Genomic DNA, 18,187 nt, shown 5'->3' with positions numbered 1-18,187 from the left:
TTTTCAATCTGGAAAAGAACCGGCATCAAACCGGGATGGGGTTGGAGCTCCTCGGCACGATCGTTCCTCGGGCCATGTCGATGCGGGTACGAAAGTACCTGTATCCGCACGCTGGCCGAAAGTTAACCCTCCCCAAGGGGCAGTATGAACCACCGCATACCATAGGCTCTCAATCGGTCAGTCAGAAAAGAGGGGATGATGAATGATCGTCAATCCGCAGAACGGCGCGTCGGTCAGCTTCTCCGGGTAGCGCTCTCCGTGCTCGTTGCGGCCGTACTCCTGCTCGCGAGCACCCCAGCCCGGGCATCCGGTGACAGGAGCGATCCAGTCGAGTTCGATCTCGAGCACGTAGTTGTTGCCGCTATGGCAGGGAACGCAACAAAGGCGCAGATCGCTTGGCTCATAGCGAAGCATCCGACGGTGGCTGATCGAACGCCTGCACCTGACGTCGAGGACGACATCACGGAACTGGCTCTGACGCAGGACGAGTTGAGCCGAGCGAGCTGCAAGGAGGTCTGGGGCACCCGGACGAAGCGCTCGATTACCGGGGCGGTTGTCCTGTACAAGTACACCCACAAGGTTCAATTCTGCTGGTTGGGAGGAGCGGTCACGTCGGCCGCGACGACCTCGGCCTACTTCACGAACGTGGACTTCAGCGTGGACATTGTGACAACGAATCACAACAGTTGGAAGTCCGGTGTGGGAACGCCCACGGCGTACGTCTTCCGACAGGGTCGCGTGAACCACATTATTCCCGTTGTCGGAGGAATAGTCGGCCACACATACCCATGGGTGAAGCTCAAGGTGACCGGGGCAGGCAATGCGACATACACGCAAGGAGAGTAAGAGTGCCTCGCGTTCTCGTTCCGGTGTTCGTGGGGATCATGATGGGCGGACTGATCATGGGGCCCATCCTCGGCGCTGCGATCGGCATCCTCTTCGGTGGGTTCTTGGGTGGTTTTGAGTGGGGAGTCTCAATGGTGGCGGGTGCGGCATTAGGAGCGTGGCTAGGCTTGCAATGGGCGCATCGGACGACTGTCTCGAAGTAGCCGGTCCATGGGCACGCCATTGCCCGCCGACACCGCCGCTCAGGCCCTTCCTTAAGTGCCGATGGGAAATGGCCAGGAGAAGCCCATGCGCTGCACGCTCTTGTGTCGTCGTGTGTGAGGGTGGGTGATCAGACGGACGCGATGTCGATCAGATCCTCCAGGCCTGGCCTGCGAAGTCGTCGATGTTGCGGGTGCAGAGGCGTGCGTCGTGAGCGTGGGCGGTCGCCCACGGGGTGCGCAAACCCTCGTCGAGGAGTTGCCGGTCCCGTTCCAGGTCGGGGTGGGTTGGGACGAGTCGTGCGGTGGGTCGGCCAGACAGGGTGATGGTGATCTCCTCGCCGGTCTGGATGCGGCGGAGCAGTTCGGAGGCGTCTTTGCGGAGCTCTCTGACTCCCATGGTCTTCATGACCTCCGCAGTAGCACTTGTGTTACGTCGTCCGGCGACCTCGCTGGCCTGCTCCGGCGACGTGTGCTGATCAAGCGGCCGCTGCTGCATTCATAGGCCGCCTCCACCACTGGGCGCTTGTCGTTGAGATGATCACCGGGTAGGAATCTGGCACGCCGTGAGCCCCCCCGGGGGCGAAACCTGCTCTGGTTATAGTCATTGCTGGTCGGGGCGACAGGACTCGAACCTGCGGTCTCCTGCTCCCAAAGCAGGCGCGCTAGCCACTACGCTACGCCCCGGTGGCCGTCGAAACCCCTGTCAGTGGAGCCTGACAAGGGGCTTCGACGACTCGAGCGGATGACGGGAATCGAACCCGCGTAGTTAGTTTGGAAGACTAGGGCTCTACCATTGAGCTACATCCGCAGAACCGTCGATGACTCTACCAGCCGACTGCTGGAGAGCGCGATTCCAACTCACCCGATCGCATCGCGTCGGCGCCGCGCCAACTGACGACGGACATCCCTGGTGACCGCGGAGTTGAACGGCAACGCGCCGCCCGCAAGGTCGTCGTCGAGGGACGAGGTGGCGCGCAGCGCGGTGTTCAATGCCCGCTCGACCACGCCGGTCGGCAGGCCGAGCCCCCGCCCGAAGTCCACGAGGTGCCGCCGGATGAGGCCGTCGGTGCGGCCGCCGACGCTGAGCGCGAGCGTGTGGTCACCGTAGGGGAGGGTGCTCAGAACGTCGTACATGGGTGCCACTCGCCACTCGCCGCCCGGGTTCTGCAGCACGGACACGTTCTTGGCGTGCACATCGCCGTTGCCGATGAGCCAGGCGAAGATGAGCTGGATGAAGACGTTGCGCATCGCGACGGGTCGTGCCGCGCATGCGTCCGCCACCGCGGTCGCTGCCTCTTCCGCGGACAGGAGGTACTTGTCGCTGGGATAGCGACCGAGGAGCTGGCATGCGTCCTCGACCGCGCGGCGACCATCCGCCCGGTCGAAGCGGTGCACCACAAGCCCCGATCTGCCCCTCGTGTCGGTAATGATCGCCGCTTCCACGACGGAGAGGCCGAGGCGCCTGGCCACGCGGAGGAAGTACGCCTCGTTCTCGACGGCGAAAGGGTAGTCGGGCGGCGACAGTTTGATGATCGTTGATGCCCCTGATCCGGAGTGACCGGGGAGTGTGATCATCCCGGCGGACAGCTTGTCCTGAACGCCTGGCATGCCGACGGGATCGATGCCGTAGTCAGCGAGCAACGCCGCGAAGTCCAGCGGCTCCTCCGGTTCCACCAGCGGGCGGGCGGGTACTGGAGGCCTGCCCTGCGGTAACACCTGGACGTCCCCGATGGTGTCGGTACCTGTCGCGAGCAGCAGGGTGAGCTCGTCGTCTCCTGAGGTCTTGACCGCCCGCTGGAGTGCCGCGAGGCGGCGCCCCTCGGGCAGCAGATTGGTGAAGAAGGGCGGCAACGTCCGCCCGGGGCGCACGAACCGTGAACCCAGGGGAAGCGAGTGGGCTACGGGGGGGCCTGAGTAGTGATCCACGTAGGCGAACGTGGTGTCCACCCCGTCGGCCTCGAGTGTCGCGGCGAGGAGCCCGTCCTTGTAGACGTCGGCGACGTTCACGGCTTGATCCTGACTGTGAGCTCCAACCCAAGGGTGTCAAGAAGGGCGCGGAGTTTGTCGAACTGCACGGAGACCTTGCCCGCCTCGACGGCGCGGACGAAACGCTCAGACACCCCGGCGAGGTCTGCGGCGTCGAGTTGCGTCAGGCCCAGCGCTCGGCGCCTGTTGACCACGGTGGTGGCGAGATCCATGCTGCTCCAATCGGCGTGAACGTGCCGGTTCCCGTCATTCTGCCCCTGCGGCGCGGCGCGGTCAAGGCTATTCGGTGCGTTCGTGCCGAATCTTGACCGCGACAGCCCTCCCTCAAGGCGTCGAGGAGATGATCGGCACGTTTGTGCCGGTCGTCAGCGCGATCTGGTTGATGGGGTCAGAGCCCCAGGAAGGCGCGCATGGCGTCGAGCTCGCGCCCGGCCTGGGCGCGTCCTGACTGGAACACCGACCGCAACACGGGTACCCGGCGCTCCGAGTTGCGGATCGGCATCGAGTCCGGGAACACGAGGTAGGCGCGGCCCTCCCGCTCCAGCTCGAGCAGCTCGCCGACGGAGCGGTTGTAATTGGCGGGCCGCTCGATCAGCCCCTGGGCGACGGCGGGGTAGCGCCGGAACAGCGTCCGCATGGCGGCCGTCGAACGGACGGGGGCCTTGCGGTAGCCACGCGGGCGTGTCATCACGACGAGGAACCGCCCGTAGCCGTCATTCCTCGCCGCATCGAAGGCGAATCCGCCAGTGGGGCCGAGCGCCCCGTCGCAGTAGTCCACGCCGTCGATGGTGGTCAGCGGCATGAGCAGCGGCATCGTCGACGACGCCCTCACCCGCTTCGCCAGGGACATCACGTCCTGCAGGTCTTCGCGGCCCCAGTAGATCATCTCGCCGTCTGCGCAGCGGACCGCTCCGATGCGGACCTGGGCGGGGTTCACCCGGAAGGTGTCGAGATCCAGGGGGAGGACCTGGTGGGGGAGCGAGGTCTGCTCGTAGATCCACTCGGCGTTGAACATGCCCTTGCCGGCCACCCAGGTGCGCCAGTCGCCGAACTGGGGTTCGGCCGCGACGTCGACGAACGACCGCTCCGCGCGCCCGGGGTCCCGGGAGACGTAGTTGACGGTGCAGCTGGACCCGGCCGAGATGCCGCCCACCCAGTCGAGGTGGATGCCCGCATCCAGGAGGGCGGCGAGCACACCGGAGGAGAAGGCGGCCCGCATGCCGCCGCCCTCGAAGACGAGTGCGGTGTCGGTCACGGTGCTGGTCATCACGGGCACCCACTCTAGAGCGGTCCCGGGCCAGAGCGGCGCGGAGGGGCGCGCTGCCGATTGGTGGGCTGGGCATTGACCGATAGACTCGATCCCGATCATTCCAACTTCAGGAGTCCATTCGTGCCTAGCACCTCCCAGAAGCTGAGCCCGACGCGGGTGAAGCTCACCGTCGAGATCCCCTTCGCCGATCTCAAGCCCTACCTCGATGACGCCTACAAGGGGATTGCCGAGCAGATCAACATTCCCGGCTTCCGCAAGGGGAAGGTGCCTGCCACCGTCATCGATCAGCGCTACGGCCGCGGCGTCGTGCTGCAGGAGGCCATCAACGAGGCCATCCCCTCGGCGTACAACGCAGCCATCGAGGAGCACAAGGTTGTGCCCATGGCGCAGCCTGAGGTTGAGGTCACCAAGCTGGAGGACAAGGAACTCGTCGAGTTCACGGCCGAGGTGGACATACGCCCGGACGTGACCCTGCCTGACTTCACCAAGGTCGAGGCCACCGTGGACAACGCCGCCAGCATCGACGCGCTCGTCGAGGAGCGCATCGGCCTCCTGCGCGAGCGCTTTGCCACCACCACAGAGGTTGACAGGGCTGCGGCTGAGGGCGACGTGCTCACCCTGGATCTCGTCGCCTCGCAGAACGGCGAGCCGCTTCCCGAGGCCACCGCCGAGGGGCTCACCTACAAGGTGGGCCAGGAAGCCAACATGCTCGACGGCCTGGACGAGGCCGTGACCGGGCTCAAGGCCGGCGAGTCGAAGACCTTCACCTCCACCCTGGTGGGCGGCCAGTTCCGCGGCCAGGACGCGGAGATCGAGGTGGCCGTGATCAAGGTCTCCCAGCAGGACCTGCCCGACGTGGACGACGAGTTCGCGCAGCTCATCTCTGAGTTCGACACCGTCGAGGAGATGAAGGAAGACCTGCGCAAGGGCGCCGAGCAGCAGGTGAAGGCCGATCAGCTGGCAGATGCCCGTGACAAGGTGCTGGAGGCCGTTCTGGAGGCCACCGAGTTCGAGCTGCCCGAGTCCGTGTTGGCCCGTGAGCTTGAGGCTCGCCGGGCTGAGGTCCAGCGTCAGCTGGCCGGCGGCGGCATGACGGTCGAGGACTACCTCGCCAACTCCGAGGACGAGGAGGCCAAGGATGCCGACGAGTTCTGGGCCATGATCGACAAGCGCTCTGAGCAGGCTCTCAAGGCGCAGGTGGTGCTGGACGTGTACGCCGACACCAACACCGTCGACGTCTCCCAGCAGGACCTGACCGAGCTCATCTTCCGCAAGGCGCAGCAGAACGGCTCCAGCCCGCAGGACGAGATCAACCACATGATGGAGCACAACCACATGCCCGAGTGGATGCAGGAGATCCGTCGCGGCAAGGCGCTCGCGGCCATCTGCGCAGACGCGAAGGTCACCGATGAGGACGGCAACCCCGTCGAGACCACGCTGGCGGTCGACGCCATCGAGGCCGCCGAGGAAGTCATCGCCGAGGAGGAGGCCGAAGAGGCCGAGGTCGACGCCAAGTAACACCCAGCACAGGATCGCCGCGGGACCCGTTCCCGCGGCGATCCTGTCGTCTCCGGTGACGCCTCGGGCGAACACGGCCCCGCGCTCTTGGGTCCTTGGCGAATGCCGGTAGGTTAGTGGGGTGACTGAGACTCGAAACGACATCCGGATGGCCGGGCCCTCGGGCGCCGGCCTCGGCATGACAGACAACGTGTATTCGTCCCTCCTGGCCAACCGGATCATCTTCCTCGGGTCGGAGGTGCGCGACGAGAACGCCAACGCGATCTGTGCACAGATGCTGCTGCTGAATGCGGAGGACCCGCACCAGGACATCTACCTCTACATCAACTCGCCCGGCGGCTCGGTGGACTCCGGCATGGCCATCTTCGACACCATGCAGTGGATCAGCAACGACGTCGCCACCGTCGCCATGGGCCTGGCGGCATCGATGGGGCAGTTCCTGCTCTCGGCCGGCACGCCCGGCAAGCGCTTCGCGCTGCCGCACAGCCGGATCATGATGCACCAGCCCTCCGGCGGGCTCGGCGGCACCGCCTCCGACATCCGGATCCAGGCGGAGCAGTCGCTGCACATCAAGCGCACCATGGCCGCCCTCATCGCCAAGCACACCGGCCAGACGGTGGACCAGATCGAGGCCGACTCAGACCGTGACCGGTGGTTCACCGCCGAGCAGGCGCTCGAGTACGGGTTCATCGACCACGTCTACGAGCGCGCATCCCAGATCAAGACGGAGGCCCCGAACCAGTGATCACCAACCTGCCCCAGGGCTCCGCACCCACCGGAATGGACATGAGCTACTACATCCCCCAGTGGGAAGAGCGCACCAGCTACGGCATGCGCCGGGTGGACCCCTACACCAAGCTGTTCGAGGACCGGATCATCTTCCTCGGCACCCCCATCAACGACGACGTGGCCAACGCCGTCATGGCGCAGCTCCTCTGTCTGCAGTCGATGGACCCCGAGCGCCAGATCTCGATCTACATCAACTCGCCCGGCGGCTCCTTCACCGCGTTGACCGCCATCTACGACACGATGCGCTACATCAAGCCGGACATCCAGACCGTCTGCCTCGGCCAGGCGGCCTCCGCCGCCGCAGTGCTGCTGGCCGCCGGCACGAAAGGCAAGCGGCTCGCGCTGCCCAACTCGCGCATCCTCATCCACCAGCCCGCCACCGAGGGCGGCTACGGCCAGTCCTCGGACCTCGAGATCCAGGCCAGGGAGATCCTGCGGATCCGCGCGCTGATGGAGACCATGCTGGCCGCGGACACGGGCCAGGACCTCGACAAGGTGAGCAAGGACATCGAGCGCGACAAGTACCTCACCGCCCAGCAGGCGGTCGAGTACGGCATCGTCGACGACATCCTCCCCTCGCTCAAGGGACTCGACTGAAGACCCCGGAACACTCCGGGCTCGGGAAGGCGTTTCGCAGTCCCCAGCCCGGGTGTCCCGGGTAGGGTGGGAAATCGGAGATCAACGCAAGGCACTCGAGCCAAGGAGGTGGAGACGTGGCACGCATCGGCGAGTCAAGCGACCTGTTCAAGTGCAACTTCTGTGGCAAGAGCCAGAAGCAGGTCAAGAAGCTGATCGCCGGTCCCGGCGTCTACATCTGTGACGAGTGCATCGGGCTGTGCAACGAGATCATCGAGGAGGAGTTCCCGGCTCCGGTGGACGCCGGCCTCGTCACTGAGCTGCCGAAGCCGCGCGAGATCCGGGACTTCCTGGACACCTACGTCATCGGCCAGGACGGCGCCAAGAAAGCCCTCTCCGTGGCGGTGTACAACCACTACAAGCGCATCCAGTCCCAGCAGGAGGCGCACGGCCGGCGCGCCGAGCACGACGACGTCGAGGTCGGCAAGTCGAACATCCTCCTCATCGGCCCCACCGGCTGCGGCAAGACCTACCTGGCCCAGACGCTGGCCAGGATGCTCAAAGTTCCGTTCGCGATGGCCGACGCCACTGCCCTCACCGAGGCGGGCTATGTCGGCGAGGACGTGGAGAACATCCTGCTCAAGCTCATCCAGTCCGCTGATTTCGACATCGCCAAGGCCGAGACCGGCATCATCTACATCGACGAGATCGACAAGGTGGCGCGCAAGTCCGAGAATCCGTCCATCACCCGGGACGTCTCAGGCGAGGGAGTGCAGCAGGCCCTGCTGAAGATTCTTGAGGGCACTGTCGCCTCCGTCCCCCCGCAGGGTGGCCGCAAACACCCCCATCAGGACTTCCTCCAGATCGACACCACCAAGGTGCTGTTCATCGTCGGAGGTGCGTTCTCCGGCCTGGAGGACATCATCAACCAGCGCATCGGCAAGCGCCCGCTCGGGTTCAACAACTCGGCGGACGCGCGGAAGCCGGACGTGGACCCGTTCACGGCGGTGCGCTCCGAGGATCTGCACAAGTTCGGCCTCATCCCCGAGTTCATCGGCCGGCTGCCCATGATCACCTCGGTCTCCCAGCTTGACCGAGACGCCCTGGTGCGCATCCTCATCGAGCCGCGCAACGCGCTCGTGCGCCAGTTCCAGAAGCTCTTCGAGCTAGACGGGGTGCAGTTGGAGTTCACCGACGAGGCCATCGTCGCCATCGCGGACCTGGCGCTCCTGAGGGGCACTGGTGCGCGCGGGCTACGCGGCATCCTTGAAGAGCTCCTCCTGGACGTCATGTTCGACGTCCCCTCCGAGGACGACGTGGCCCAGGTGCTCGTCACCAAGGACGCCGTCGACGGTGTCGCGGCGCCCACGATGGTGCCGCGCGCCAAGCTCGCCCGCCGCCGCGACCTCTCGGCCTGATCCCTCACCCGCCACAGAGGCAGGCATGGAGCTTCACCGACTGGTCGCCACGTCGGCGGCCGTCGCCGCCACCCGATCACGCCTGGAGAAGCGACGCCTCCTCGCCGAGGCGCTGAACGCGGCGGACCCTGCAGACGTGGAAGTGGTGGCCACCTTCCTCGCCGGCGGCATCAGACAGCGACGCACAGGGGTGGGATGGCGCACCCTCGCCAGCCTGCCGGCGCCCGCCCTTGAACCCACGCTGACCGCCGCCGCCCTGGACGACGCGCTGGCCCGGCTCGCTGACCTGGCCGGGCCGGGGTCCCAGGAGGAGCGCACACGCGCAGTGCGCGCACTGTTCGGCGCGGCCACCGCGGCCGAGCAGGAGTGGATCAGGGGACTCATCTCCGGTGAGTTGCGCCAAGGCGCGCTCGACTCGTTGCTCCTCGAGGCCATCGCCGAGGCCGCCGCGCTGCCTCTCGCGCTCGTCCGACGCGCCGCGATGTTCTCCGCCCCCACCGGCCCCGTCGCCGCCGCGGCCCTGACGGGGGGCCGCCAGGCGCTGGCCGACTTCCGGCTCGCGGTGGGTCGGCCGGTGCGGCCGATGCTTGCCGCTTCCGCCCCCGATGTGGACGCGGCCCTGGTGGGCCTCGGCGGCGAGGTCGCGGTCGACGGGAAGATCGACGGGATCCGCATCCAGGTCCACCGGGCGGGCCAGGACGTGGCGGTGTTCACCCGCTCGCTGGACGACATCACTGATCGGCTGCCGGAGGTGGTGGCGATGGTGCTGGGGCTGGATGTCAAGGCCGTGGTGCTCGACGGGGAGGCCCTTGCGCTCGGCCCGCACGGCCGGCCACGGCCGTTCCAGGAGACCGGCGCCCGGGCGATGAGCAGGGACGACACCCTCCGCGAGGCGGTCCCGCTCACCCCACTGTTCTTCGACGTTCTGCATCTCGATGGCCGCGACCTGATCGACGAGCCGGCCTGGACGCGATTCGAGGCGCTGGCCGCCGTCGTCCCGGAGGCCGCGAGGGCCCCCCGCGTGATCACCTCTGAGCCCGCCGTCGCGCACGAGTTCTTTGCCCAGATGCTCGCGCTCGGGCACTAGGGGGTGGTGGTGAAGGACCTTGCGGCCCCCTACGACGCGGGGAGGCGGGGCTCCGGCTGGGTGAAGGTCAAGCCGCGACACACGCTGGACCTGGTGGTGCTGGCGGTCGAGTGGGGCAGCGGCCGCCGTCGGGGCCTGCTCTCGAACATCCACCTCGGGGCCCGCGACGGCGACGGCTTCACCATGCTCGGAAAGACATTCAAGGGCATGACGGACGAAATGCTGGTCTGGCAGACCGAGCGCTTCCTCGGGTTGGAGGCGCGACGGGAGGGCCACGTCGTTCACCTGCGCCCCGAGCAGGTGGTCGAAGTTGCCTTCGACGGGGTCCAGCGTTCCAGCCGCTACCCCGGCGCAGTGGCCCTCCGATTCGCCCGGGTTCTGCGCTACCGCGACGACAAGACCGCCGCCGAGGCCGACACCCTGGAGTCGGTTCGGGCTCTCGCCTAGGCGGTATCGTGGGGCGGTGACTGATGGCTACCTGCGCTTCCCGCACCTTCACCGCGACACTGTCGTCTTCGTCGCCGACGACGACCTCTGGCTCGGGTCGCTCGGAGGCGGACGCGCCTCGCGGATCACATTGGGGGAGGAGACGCCCCGCAACCCCCGAATCTCGCCTGACGGCTCCCGGGTTGCGTTCACGGCCACCACCAACGGCGGGTGGGACGCCTACGTCGTGGACCTCGACGGCGGCACGAGGCGGCTGACCTGGCTGAGTGGGCGGCCCATGCTGGTGTCCGGGTGGCTGGATGCCGAGCACATCCTGGTCTGCTCCCAGCACGAGGGCTTCCACCGCGTGGACTCGTCCATGTATTCGTTGTCGCTCGACGGCCGGCTCACCCGGCTTCCGTGGGGGCTGGCCACCTCGGCGGCCGTGCACAGGAAGGGGCGCGTGGCCATCGCGTCGGCGAACTTCCGCGACCCCTCGGGATGGAAGCGGTACCGGGGTGGCATGGCCGCCCGCCTGTACCTCTCTGCGGAGGGCAAGGGCGACTGGAAGCGGCTCCTGCCGGACGTGACCGCCGGCCTCTTCTGGCCCTCCTGGGTGGGGGAGCGGCTGATGTTCACCTCGGATCTGGGGGAGGGGCCGGACGTGCAGGGGCAGGTCTGGTCCGTGAACTCCGCAGGCAAGGACCTGCGTCAGCACACCCGGCACAGCGCCGAGCAGGGCTACGTGCGCGACGCCACCACAGACGGCCAGGCCGTCATCTATCACGCCCGTGGGCGCCTGCACTACATGGCCACGTTGAAGGCCGAACCCCAGGCCCTGGACATCACCGTTCCACTGGGGCGCCCCCAGCCGGTGCCGGTCGCGCCCACGGACCGGCTCGAGTCGATCGCACCGGACCGCGGTGGGGACGCCTCACTCGTGGAGTGGCGCGGCGCCGCCTACCTGCTCACCCACCGCGGAGGCCCGGCCCGCGCCGTCGCCGAGTCGCCGGGCGTGCGCATCCGCGAGCCGCGTTTCCTCGCGCAGACAGGACGCGGGGTGTGGGTGACAGACGAGGGGGGCGAGGACGCGCTGGAGATCCGGCAACTAGACGGCTACGGCCCGGCCCGCCGCCTCGGCGCCGGGCGCCTGGGTCGCGTGATGACGTTGGAGCCCAACGCGGAGGGCAGCAAGGTCGCGGTGGGCAGCCACGACGGCACGGTCTACATCCTCGACGTGGCCCGCGGCTCCGCCAGGAAGGTGGGCCGATCCCCGGTAGGTGAGGCGACCGGCCTGACCTGGTCCCCGGACGGCCGTTACCTGGTGTGGCGCAACGCCGTGGCGAACGAGGGCATGCTGGGCCAGCTCGTCGGCCACGACATGACGGCCGAGGCAGGATTCACGCTCACCCGCGGGCAGTTCAACGACTACTCGCCCACCTTCACCGCGGATGGGAAGTACCTGTGCTTCCTCTCCAGCCGCACCATCGATCCCACCTACGACGAGCTCGGGTTCGATCTGGCGTTCACCAACTCCACCCGTCCCTGGTTGGTGCCGCTCAGCGCCACCGAGCCGGCCCCGTTCGGGCCATCGGCGGACGGATGGCCCATCAGCGAGCCGGACGACAAGGACGAGGACAAGAAGTCCGACGGCGCCAAGGACGGTGAGCCGGCGCAGGAGGAGGCGGCCCCCGTCGTGGTCTTCGACCTGGACGGCGTGGAGGACCGGATGGTGCCGCTGCCGGTGGCGTCGTCGCGGTATGCCTCGCTGCAGGCCGCCAAGGACGGCCTGGTGTGGGTGGCGCTGCGCTCCACCGGTGAGCTGGGCGCTGCCCGGGCCGGGGTCGAGGGCGAGGTCAAGGACCACGTCGAGCACTTCTCGTTCAAGACCCGCAAGCTGACGGTGGTGGTCGAGGGCTGCGACGGCGCCGCGATCAGCGGCGACGGCGAGCGCCTCGTCGTGCGCAGCGGCGAGGACATCTGGGTTCAGCAGGCAGACCACGAGCCCGACGGCGACGACGCCAAGATCCCCGTGGACCTCAGCCGCCTCCGCCGCGAGGTGGACCCGCGGGCGGAGTGGCGGCAGATGTTCGAGGAGAACGCCCGGCTCATGCGGGACCACTACTGGCGCGACGACTTCGACGGCACGGACTGGGCGGCCGCCGTCGCCCGCTACCGGCCACTGCTCAACCGGATCGCCAGCCACGACGACCTCGTCGACGTGCTCTGGGAGACGGTGGGGGAGCTCAACACCTCCCACGCCTACGTCGATCCGCCGTCGCATCATCACGACGGCGCACACGTGGCGTTCCTCGGTGCGGAGTTCACCCGCAACTCCAAGGGCGAGGTGGTGATCTCGCGGATCCTGCCGGGGGAGACCTCGGACCCGTCCGCCCGGTCCCCGCTTCGGGCCGCAGGGGTCGCGGCGGCGCCAGGTGACGTCATCGCCGCAGTCGACGGGCGCTCCACGGCAGAGGTGCCAGACATCGGTGCGCTCCTCCAGGGCGCCGCTGACAAGGTGGTGGAGCTCACCCTCGTGCAGGGGCGGCAGCGCAGGCGCGTCGCCGTGGTGCCCACGCCCAGTGAGGCGCCCATGCGCTACCACGAGTGGGTGGCCGGCCGCGTGGCCCACACCCGCGCCCGGTCCCAGGGGCGCGTCGGGTACGTGCACGTGCCGGACATGGTGGCGCGGGGGTGGGCGGAGTTCCACCGCCTCATCGACGCGGCCATGCGGTGCGAGGCCGTGGTGGTGGACGTCCGCTTCAACGCCGGCGGTCACACCTCCGAGCTGGTCATCGAGCGGTTGTCGCGGCGGGCCGTGGGCTGGAACGGGGCGCGGCATCACGACGACGTCACCACCTACCCCAGCCAGGCCGCCCGCGGCCCGGTGGTGTTCCTCACCAACGCCTACGCCGGATCCGACGGCGACATCGTCACCGCAGCCGCCCAGGAGCTGGGCCTCGGCCCGGTGGTGGGGGAGCGGAGCTGGGGAGGCGTCGTCGGCATCGACGGCCGGTTCTCGCTGGTCGACGGCACCGAGGTCACGCAGCCGCGCTACTGGATCGCGTTCGACAAGTACGGCTTCGGCCTGGAGAACCACGGCGTGGACCCGGACATCGTGGTCGAGACGGGGCCGGCCGAGTGGGAGTCCGAGGACGACGTGCAGCTGGACCGCGCCATCGACGAGGCGCTGTCCCGGCTGGCCGATCGACCGGCGGCGAGCCCGCCGTCGTTCGAGGCACCTCGATTCGCACGCAGAGAGAGCTGAGCATGACAGGGACCAACTGGGCGGGCAACGTCACCTACTCCGCGCGACGCCTGGCCGAGCCGACGTCCGTCGATGAGCTGCAGGAGCTCGTCGCGGCCGAGGAGCAGATCCGGGTGGTGGGGTCGCGGCACTGTTTCAACGACATCGCGGACACCGCCGGGGTCCAGATCTCGTTGGGGGAGCTGAGCGATGAGGGTCCCGTGCGGGTGGGCGAGGCCACGGTCAGGGTCCCGGCGTGGTGGCGCTACGGCGACCTGGTGCCCGCGCTGCGCGACGAGGGCGTGGCCCTGGCCAACCTGGCCTCCCTGCCCCACATCTCCGTGGCGGGGGCCGTCCAGACCGGCACGCATGGTTCCGGGGACCGCATCGGCTCGCTCGCCAAGCAGGTCTCCGCGCTGGAGGTCGTCGACGGTCGCGGAGAGCTGGTGCGGATGGAGCGCGGCGGCGCGGACTTCGACGGCGCCGTCGTCGGACTCGGTGCCCTGGGAGTGCTCACGCACGTGGAGCTCGACGTGGCGCCGGCGCGCCCGGTGGCGCAGAGGGTCTTCGAGGGGGTGCGCCTCGACGCCGTCCTGGGTGATCTGTCGGCCGTGACGGGGGCCGGGGACAGCGTCAGCATGTTCACGACCTGGCAGGACCCGGCAGTCATCGAGCAGGTGTGGGTGAAGTCCGCGGGTGAGCCGTCCGTTGGCGGGATTCTCGCCGCGGGCGGGCGCCCGGCAGGCGGGCCGCGGCACCCGATCGCGGGCATCGACCCCACCCCCTGCACCCCGCAGATGGGCGAGTTCGGGCCGTGGTACGACAGGTTGCCGCACTTCAGGCTGGAGTCCACCCCGTCGGTGGGGGCGGAGCTGCAGTCGGAGTACCTAGTGCCGCGGACTGATGCTGTCGCGGCGATCGAGGCGGTGGCCGGGCTGGCACCGAGGATCGCGCCGCTGCTGTTCGTGTGCGAGATCCGCACCATGGCCCCGGACCAGCTGTGGCTCTCCCCGGCCTTCGGGGCGGACACGGTGGGGCTCCACTTCACCTGGAAGCCGGACGAGGCGGCGGTGCGCGCGCTCCTGCCCGAGCTGGAGGCGGCCCTGCCGGGCACGGCGCGCCCCCACTGGGGCAAGGTCTTCACGATGCCCGGCGACGAGGTGGCCGCCCGCTACCCGCGGTGGTCGGACTTCGCGGAGCTGCGCGGCCGGATGGACCCGGCCCGCCGGTTCGCCAACCCCTACCTGACCAGGCTCGGCCTGTAGCTCACGACCGACGGACGGGACCGGCGCGCCGTTACTGGTCGGCCGTGGGAGCCAGCTCCACCTCGACGCCGAGCGGGGCGTCGACCTCGGCCCACGTCACCTCGCCGACGAGCCGACCCACCGCGCGGAGGTCCGCCTCGATGGTGCGCAGCCTCGCGACGACGCCCGCGGGGCCGGCGAACGCCGCCCGCGACACTTCCGCCTTCATCGAGACCTTCGCCGTCGACTTGGCGCCCCGGATGGCGATGAGCGCCGTGGCCACGTCCGCCAGAAGGGCGGGGTCGCCGGTGGGAAGCTCGTCGACGGTTGGCCACCCCGCCAGGTGCACCGAGGCGCCGTGCGTCCAGCGCCACACCTCCTCGGTGACGAACGGGAGGATGGGGGCGAACAGCCGCAGCTGCACGTCGAGCGCCAGCGCCAGCGCGGCCTGCGCGGAGGCCTGCGCCTCGGGCCCTTGGGCGCCGTATGCGCGTTCCTTGACCAGCTCCAGGTAGTCGTCGCAGAAGGACCAGAAGAACGACTCCGTGGCCTCGAGCGCCCCGGTGTAGTCGAAGTCGTCGAACGCCTTCGTCGCGGTGGCCACAACTCCACGCAGGCCAGCCAGCATCGCAAGATCGACGGGGCTAGTCACGGCCTGGAGCCCGCCCGGATTCTCGGCCATCGTGAGCACGAACTTGCCGGCGTTGAGGATCTTCATGGCGAGGCGACGACCCACCTTCATCTGGGTCTCGTCGAAGGGCGAGTCCATCCCGGGGCGCGCCATCGCGGCGCGCCAGCGCACGGCATCCGAGCCGTACTTGTCCAGGATGTCTGTGGGCACCACGACGTTGCCCTTGGACTTGCTCATCTTCTTGCGGTCCGGGTCCACCACGAAGCCTGAGATGGTGGCGCGCTTCCACGGCAGGGAGCCGTTCTCGAAGTGGGCCCGCACCACCCGACTGAACAGCCAGGTCCGGATGATGTCGTGGGCCTGCGGCGCCACGTCCATCGGGAACGTGAGCGCGAACAGTTCCTCATCGCGCTCCCAGCCGGTGGCCAGGTGGGGGGTGAGCGACGACGTGGCCCAGGTGTCCATCACGTCCGGGTCCGCCATGAACCCGCCAGGCTGGTCGCGCTGCTCGTCGGTGAACCCCGGCGGGCAGTCGGTGACCGGATCGATCGGCAGCGAGGCCTCGTCGGCCACGATGGGGGACTCGTAGTCGGGTTCGCCGTCGGCATCCAGGCGGTACCAGACTGGGAACGGCACCCCGAAGAAACGCTGGCGGGAGATCAGCCAGTCACCGTTGAGCCCGCCCACCCAGTTCTCGTAGCGGTGTGCCATGTGCTCGGGGGTCCACTGCAATTCGTGGCCTCGCGCGAGCATCTCCTGCTTGATGTCCTCGTCGCGTCCGCCGTTGCTGATGTACCACTGGCGGGTGGCCACGATCTCGAGCGGCTTGTCGCCCTTCTCGTAGAAGTTGGTCATGCGCGTGGTGGGCTTGGGGTCGCCGTCGAGGTCGCCGGTCTCGCGCAGCATCGCGACGGTGGCCTCCCGTGCGGAGAACGCGGTCTTGCCGGCGATGGCTTCGTAGGCGCCGGCGTTGACGATCCACTCGGGCGTCTCCCCCTGGATGCGGCCGTCGCGGCCGATCACCGTGCGGGTGGGGAGGTTGAGCTCGCGCCACCACGTGACGTCCGTGAGGTCGCCGAAGGTGCAGCACATGGCAATGCCGGCGCCCTTGTCCGGCTCCGCCGCCTCGTGCGCCAGGACCGGGATCTCCACGCCGAAGAGGGGAGAGGTGACGGTGCTGCCGAAAAGCGGCTGGTACCGCTCGTCGTCCGGGTGCGCGATGAGCGCGCAGACGGAAGCCAGCAGCTCCGGGCGGGTGGTCTCGATGTGCACCGGGGTGCCGTCGGGCCGGTGGAACGCCACGCGGTGGTAGGCGCCCGGGTATTCGCGCGCCTCAAGCTCGGCCTGCGCCACGGCGGTGTGGAACGTGACGTCCCACAGGGTCGGGGCGTAGCTGAGGTAGGCCTCTCCGCGGGCGTGGTTGCGCAGGAAGGCCTTCTGGGCCACGGCCTGCGAGCTCGCGGAGATGGTGGTGTAGAGCGTGGACCAGTCCACCGAGAGGCCGAGCTGCTTCCAGAGGGCCTCGAACGCCTGCTCGTCGACGGCGGTCAGCTCGTGGCACAGCTCGATGAAGTTGGCGCGGCTGATCGGCACCTGCCGCTTGGGGTCCGGCTTGGCGGGAGCCTCGAAGCCCGCGTCGTAGGGGATCGACGGGTCGCAGCGCACGCCGTAGAAGTTCTGGACCCGGCGCTCGGTGGGCAGGCCGTTGTCATCCCAACCCATCGGGTAGAACACGTGCTTGCCGCGCATCCGCTGGTAGCGGGCCACGGTGTCCGTGTGGGTGTAGCTGAACACGTGGCCCACGTGCAGCGAGCCCGACACCGTCGGCGGGGGCGTGTCGATGCTGAACACGTCCTCGCGGCTTGAGGGCCTCACGAACGCGTAGGTGCCCTCCTCGGCCCATACCTGCCCCCACTTGGCCTCCAGGCCTTCGAGGACGGGCTTGTCGGGGAGGGCGCGCGCAGACGCGTTCGAATGGGTCATGGGACCCGATCTTAATAGGCAGCGCGCGCCCGCCCGAACCGTCGCCCGGTCAGCTCTCGAGCTGCTGGCCGCCCGACTCGAACGCCTCGGTGATGGCCCCGAGCAGGCTCTCCGCGGTGGGCTGGATCAGGACGGTCTGGGACTCCTGGTCGTAGAACTCCAGGGCCTGACCGCTCACGAGGAAGGTGGGCGTGGCGCCGATCTGGTCGTCGTTGAACTTCTGGTTGGCGGCGTCGGTGAAGTCGTTGAAGGCCCGGGTGTCGTAGAGCTCCTGGTACCGGGTGAGGTCCTCGCCCTCGATGCCGGCCAAGGCCGGGAAGTCCACCCGCAGCTGCTGATCGGTGAAGCCGGTGCCCTCCTGGGCAGGATGGTTGGCGTAGACCACGCGGTGGAAGGCGTCGAACGCGCCCACCTCGTCGGCCGCTGCGGCGGCCAGGGCGGCGCGCTTCGACGAGTCGTTGCGCAGCCCGGCGTCCAGGAAGAACGCGGTGCGGATCTCCGCGGTGATCGAACCGTCGGCCACCAACTGCTCGATGATGGGCCCGTAGCTCTCCTCCCGCGAGGCGCAGGCCGGGCACTGGAAGTCCTCCCACACCACCAGGTGGGGGGTGCCCTCCTGTGGCTGCTTGCCCGCCAGAGCGATGCCGGAGGAGGCCGTGGCGTTGGGGGGCGTCAGCTGCTCCGTCGCTACAGGCGCCTGCTTGGCCAGCGCCTGCATGATCACAATCGCCAGCACCGCGACGATGGTCAGCGCCGCGAGTCCCGCGCCGACGGCGAGAATGCGGCGCGTGCGCTTGGTGCGCTCTTCCATCTCCTGCTGCTGGCGCAGGGCGGCGCGCTTGCTCAGCGACGAATTGTTGGCCATATTGCGAAGCTCCTTGAGGGGCGTGAACGGTGCGGCGGAGCGATGGAACATGGCCCATCGCTGCCTACGGGTCATCCTAACCGGGCAGCTCAAAGGCC

Annotated in this window: 16 protein-coding genes and 2 tRNA genes; 9 read left to right on the top strand and 9 right to left on the bottom strand. The window is 68.6% G+C overall.

What is annotated here, in order from left to right:
- Positions 1-177: 177 nt before the first annotated feature.
- Positions 178-414 carry a hypothetical protein gene (locus tag ACX1D1_RS12090; RefSeq protein ID WP_459054708.1) on the bottom strand — a complete coding sequence of 79 codons (237 nt, stop codon included), beginning with the start codon at positions 412-414 and terminating at the stop codon, positions 178-180.
- 6 nt (positions 415-420) lie between these two features.
- Here ACX1D1_RS12090 and ACX1D1_RS12085 point away from each other — a divergent pair, with 6 nt between their 5' ends.
- The gene (locus tag ACX1D1_RS12085; protein ID WP_459054707.1) at positions 421-846 is read left to right on the top strand and encodes a hypothetical protein; all 426 of its coding nucleotides are present in this window, start codon (positions 421-423) and stop codon (positions 844-846) included.
- 351 nt (positions 847-1,197) lie between these two features.
- Here ACX1D1_RS12085 and ACX1D1_RS12080 read toward each other — a convergent pair whose 3' ends face one another.
- The 6 genes from ACX1D1_RS12080 to ACX1D1_RS12055 form a co-directional block, all read right to left on the bottom strand.
- Positions 1,198-1,455, bottom strand: a complete 258-nt coding sequence (locus ACX1D1_RS12080; protein ID WP_459054706.1) for a type II toxin-antitoxin system Phd/YefM family antitoxin — start codon at positions 1,453-1,455, stop codon at positions 1,198-1,200.
- Positions 1,456-1,657: 202 nt separating this feature from the next.
- Positions 1,658-1,733 (bottom strand) — tRNA-Pro (locus ACX1D1_RS12075).
- A 53-nt stretch (positions 1,734-1,786) separates the two neighbouring features.
- Positions 1,787-1,857: transfer RNA gene (locus tag ACX1D1_RS12070), tRNA-Gly, on the bottom strand.
- 50 nt (positions 1,858-1,907) lie between these two features.
- A complete protein-coding gene (locus ACX1D1_RS12065; protein ID WP_459054705.1) occupies positions 1,908-3,056 on the bottom strand; it encodes a type II toxin-antitoxin system HipA family toxin in 1,149 nt (382 codons plus the stop codon).
- Positions 3,053-3,247 (bottom strand): type II toxin-antitoxin system RelB family anti-toxin, encoded by a 195-nt coding sequence (relB, locus tag ACX1D1_RS12060; protein ID WP_459054704.1) that lies wholly within the window; start codon positions 3,245-3,247, stop codon positions 3,053-3,055. The genes ACX1D1_RS12065 and relB overlap by 4 nt, the downstream gene beginning before the upstream one ends.
- A gap of 176 nt (positions 3,248-3,423) precedes the next feature.
- Positions 3,424-4,302 carry a patatin-like phospholipase family protein gene (locus ACX1D1_RS12055; RefSeq protein ID WP_459054703.1) on the bottom strand — a complete coding sequence of 293 codons (879 nt, stop codon included), beginning with the start codon at positions 4,300-4,302 and terminating at the stop codon, positions 3,424-3,426.
- 123 nt (positions 4,303-4,425) lie between these two features.
- On the opposite strand from ACX1D1_RS12055, the gene tig reads away from it, so the two are divergent.
- The 8 genes from tig to ACX1D1_RS12015 all read left to right on the top strand — a co-directional run bounded on the left by tig (position 4,426) and on the right by ACX1D1_RS12015 (position 14,631).
- A complete protein-coding gene (gene tig, locus ACX1D1_RS12050; RefSeq protein ID WP_459054702.1) occupies positions 4,426-5,823 on the top strand; it encodes a trigger factor in 1,398 nt (465 codons plus the stop codon).
- Between the two features lie 148 nt (positions 5,824-5,971).
- On the top strand, positions 5,972-6,568 hold the full coding sequence (locus ACX1D1_RS12045; RefSeq protein ID WP_182784009.1) for an ATP-dependent Clp protease proteolytic subunit: 597 nt from the start codon (positions 5,972-5,974) through the stop codon (positions 6,566-6,568).
- Positions 6,569-6,609: 41 nt separating this feature from the next.
- Positions 6,610-7,209 carry an ATP-dependent Clp protease proteolytic subunit gene (locus tag ACX1D1_RS12040; protein WP_182784011.1) on the top strand — a complete coding sequence of 200 codons (600 nt, stop codon included), beginning with the start codon at positions 6,610-6,612 and terminating at the stop codon, positions 7,207-7,209.
- Between the two features lie 116 nt (positions 7,210-7,325).
- A complete protein-coding gene (clpX, locus tag ACX1D1_RS12035; protein ID WP_182783682.1) occupies positions 7,326-8,606 on the top strand; it encodes an ATP-dependent Clp protease ATP-binding subunit ClpX in 1,281 nt (426 codons plus the stop codon).
- Between the two features lie 25 nt (positions 8,607-8,631).
- Positions 8,632-9,693 (top strand): ATP-dependent DNA ligase, encoded by a 1,062-nt coding sequence (locus tag ACX1D1_RS12030; protein WP_459054701.1) that lies wholly within the window; start codon positions 8,632-8,634, stop codon positions 9,691-9,693.
- A gap of 9 nt (positions 9,694-9,702) precedes the next feature.
- A complete protein-coding gene (locus ACX1D1_RS12025; RefSeq protein WP_459054700.1) occupies positions 9,703-10,140 on the top strand; it encodes an ATP dependent DNA ligase in 438 nt (145 codons plus the stop codon).
- Between the two features lie 16 nt (positions 10,141-10,156).
- A complete protein-coding gene (locus ACX1D1_RS12020; RefSeq protein ID WP_459054699.1) occupies positions 10,157-13,387 on the top strand; it encodes a S41 family peptidase in 3,231 nt (1,076 codons plus the stop codon).
- Positions 13,388-13,389: 2 nt separating this feature from the next.
- Positions 13,390-14,631, top strand: a complete 1,242-nt coding sequence (locus ACX1D1_RS12015; RefSeq protein ID WP_459054698.1) for a D-arabinono-1,4-lactone oxidase — start codon at positions 13,390-13,392, stop codon at positions 14,629-14,631.
- Positions 14,632-14,662: 31 nt separating this feature from the next.
- Here the strand turns inward: ACX1D1_RS12015 and valS are convergent, their stop codons facing one another.
- The gene (gene valS, locus ACX1D1_RS12010) at positions 14,663-17,224 is read right to left on the bottom strand and encodes a valine--tRNA ligase (RefSeq protein ID WP_459054697.1); all 2,562 of its coding nucleotides are present in this window, start codon (positions 17,222-17,224) and stop codon (positions 14,663-14,665) included.
- Positions 17,225-17,273: 49 nt separating this feature from the next.
- The gene (locus ACX1D1_RS12005) at positions 17,274-18,089 is read right to left on the bottom strand and encodes a DsbA family protein (protein WP_182783691.1); all 816 of its coding nucleotides are present in this window, start codon (positions 18,087-18,089) and stop codon (positions 17,274-17,276) included.
- Between the last annotated feature and the right edge of the window lie 98 nt (positions 18,090-18,187).

It is taken from the genome of Tessaracoccus luoxuelianae, from assembly GCF_054483915.1.
Note: the sequence above shows the minus strand (reverse complement) of the source record. Positions and strands in the feature narration are given on the sequence as shown.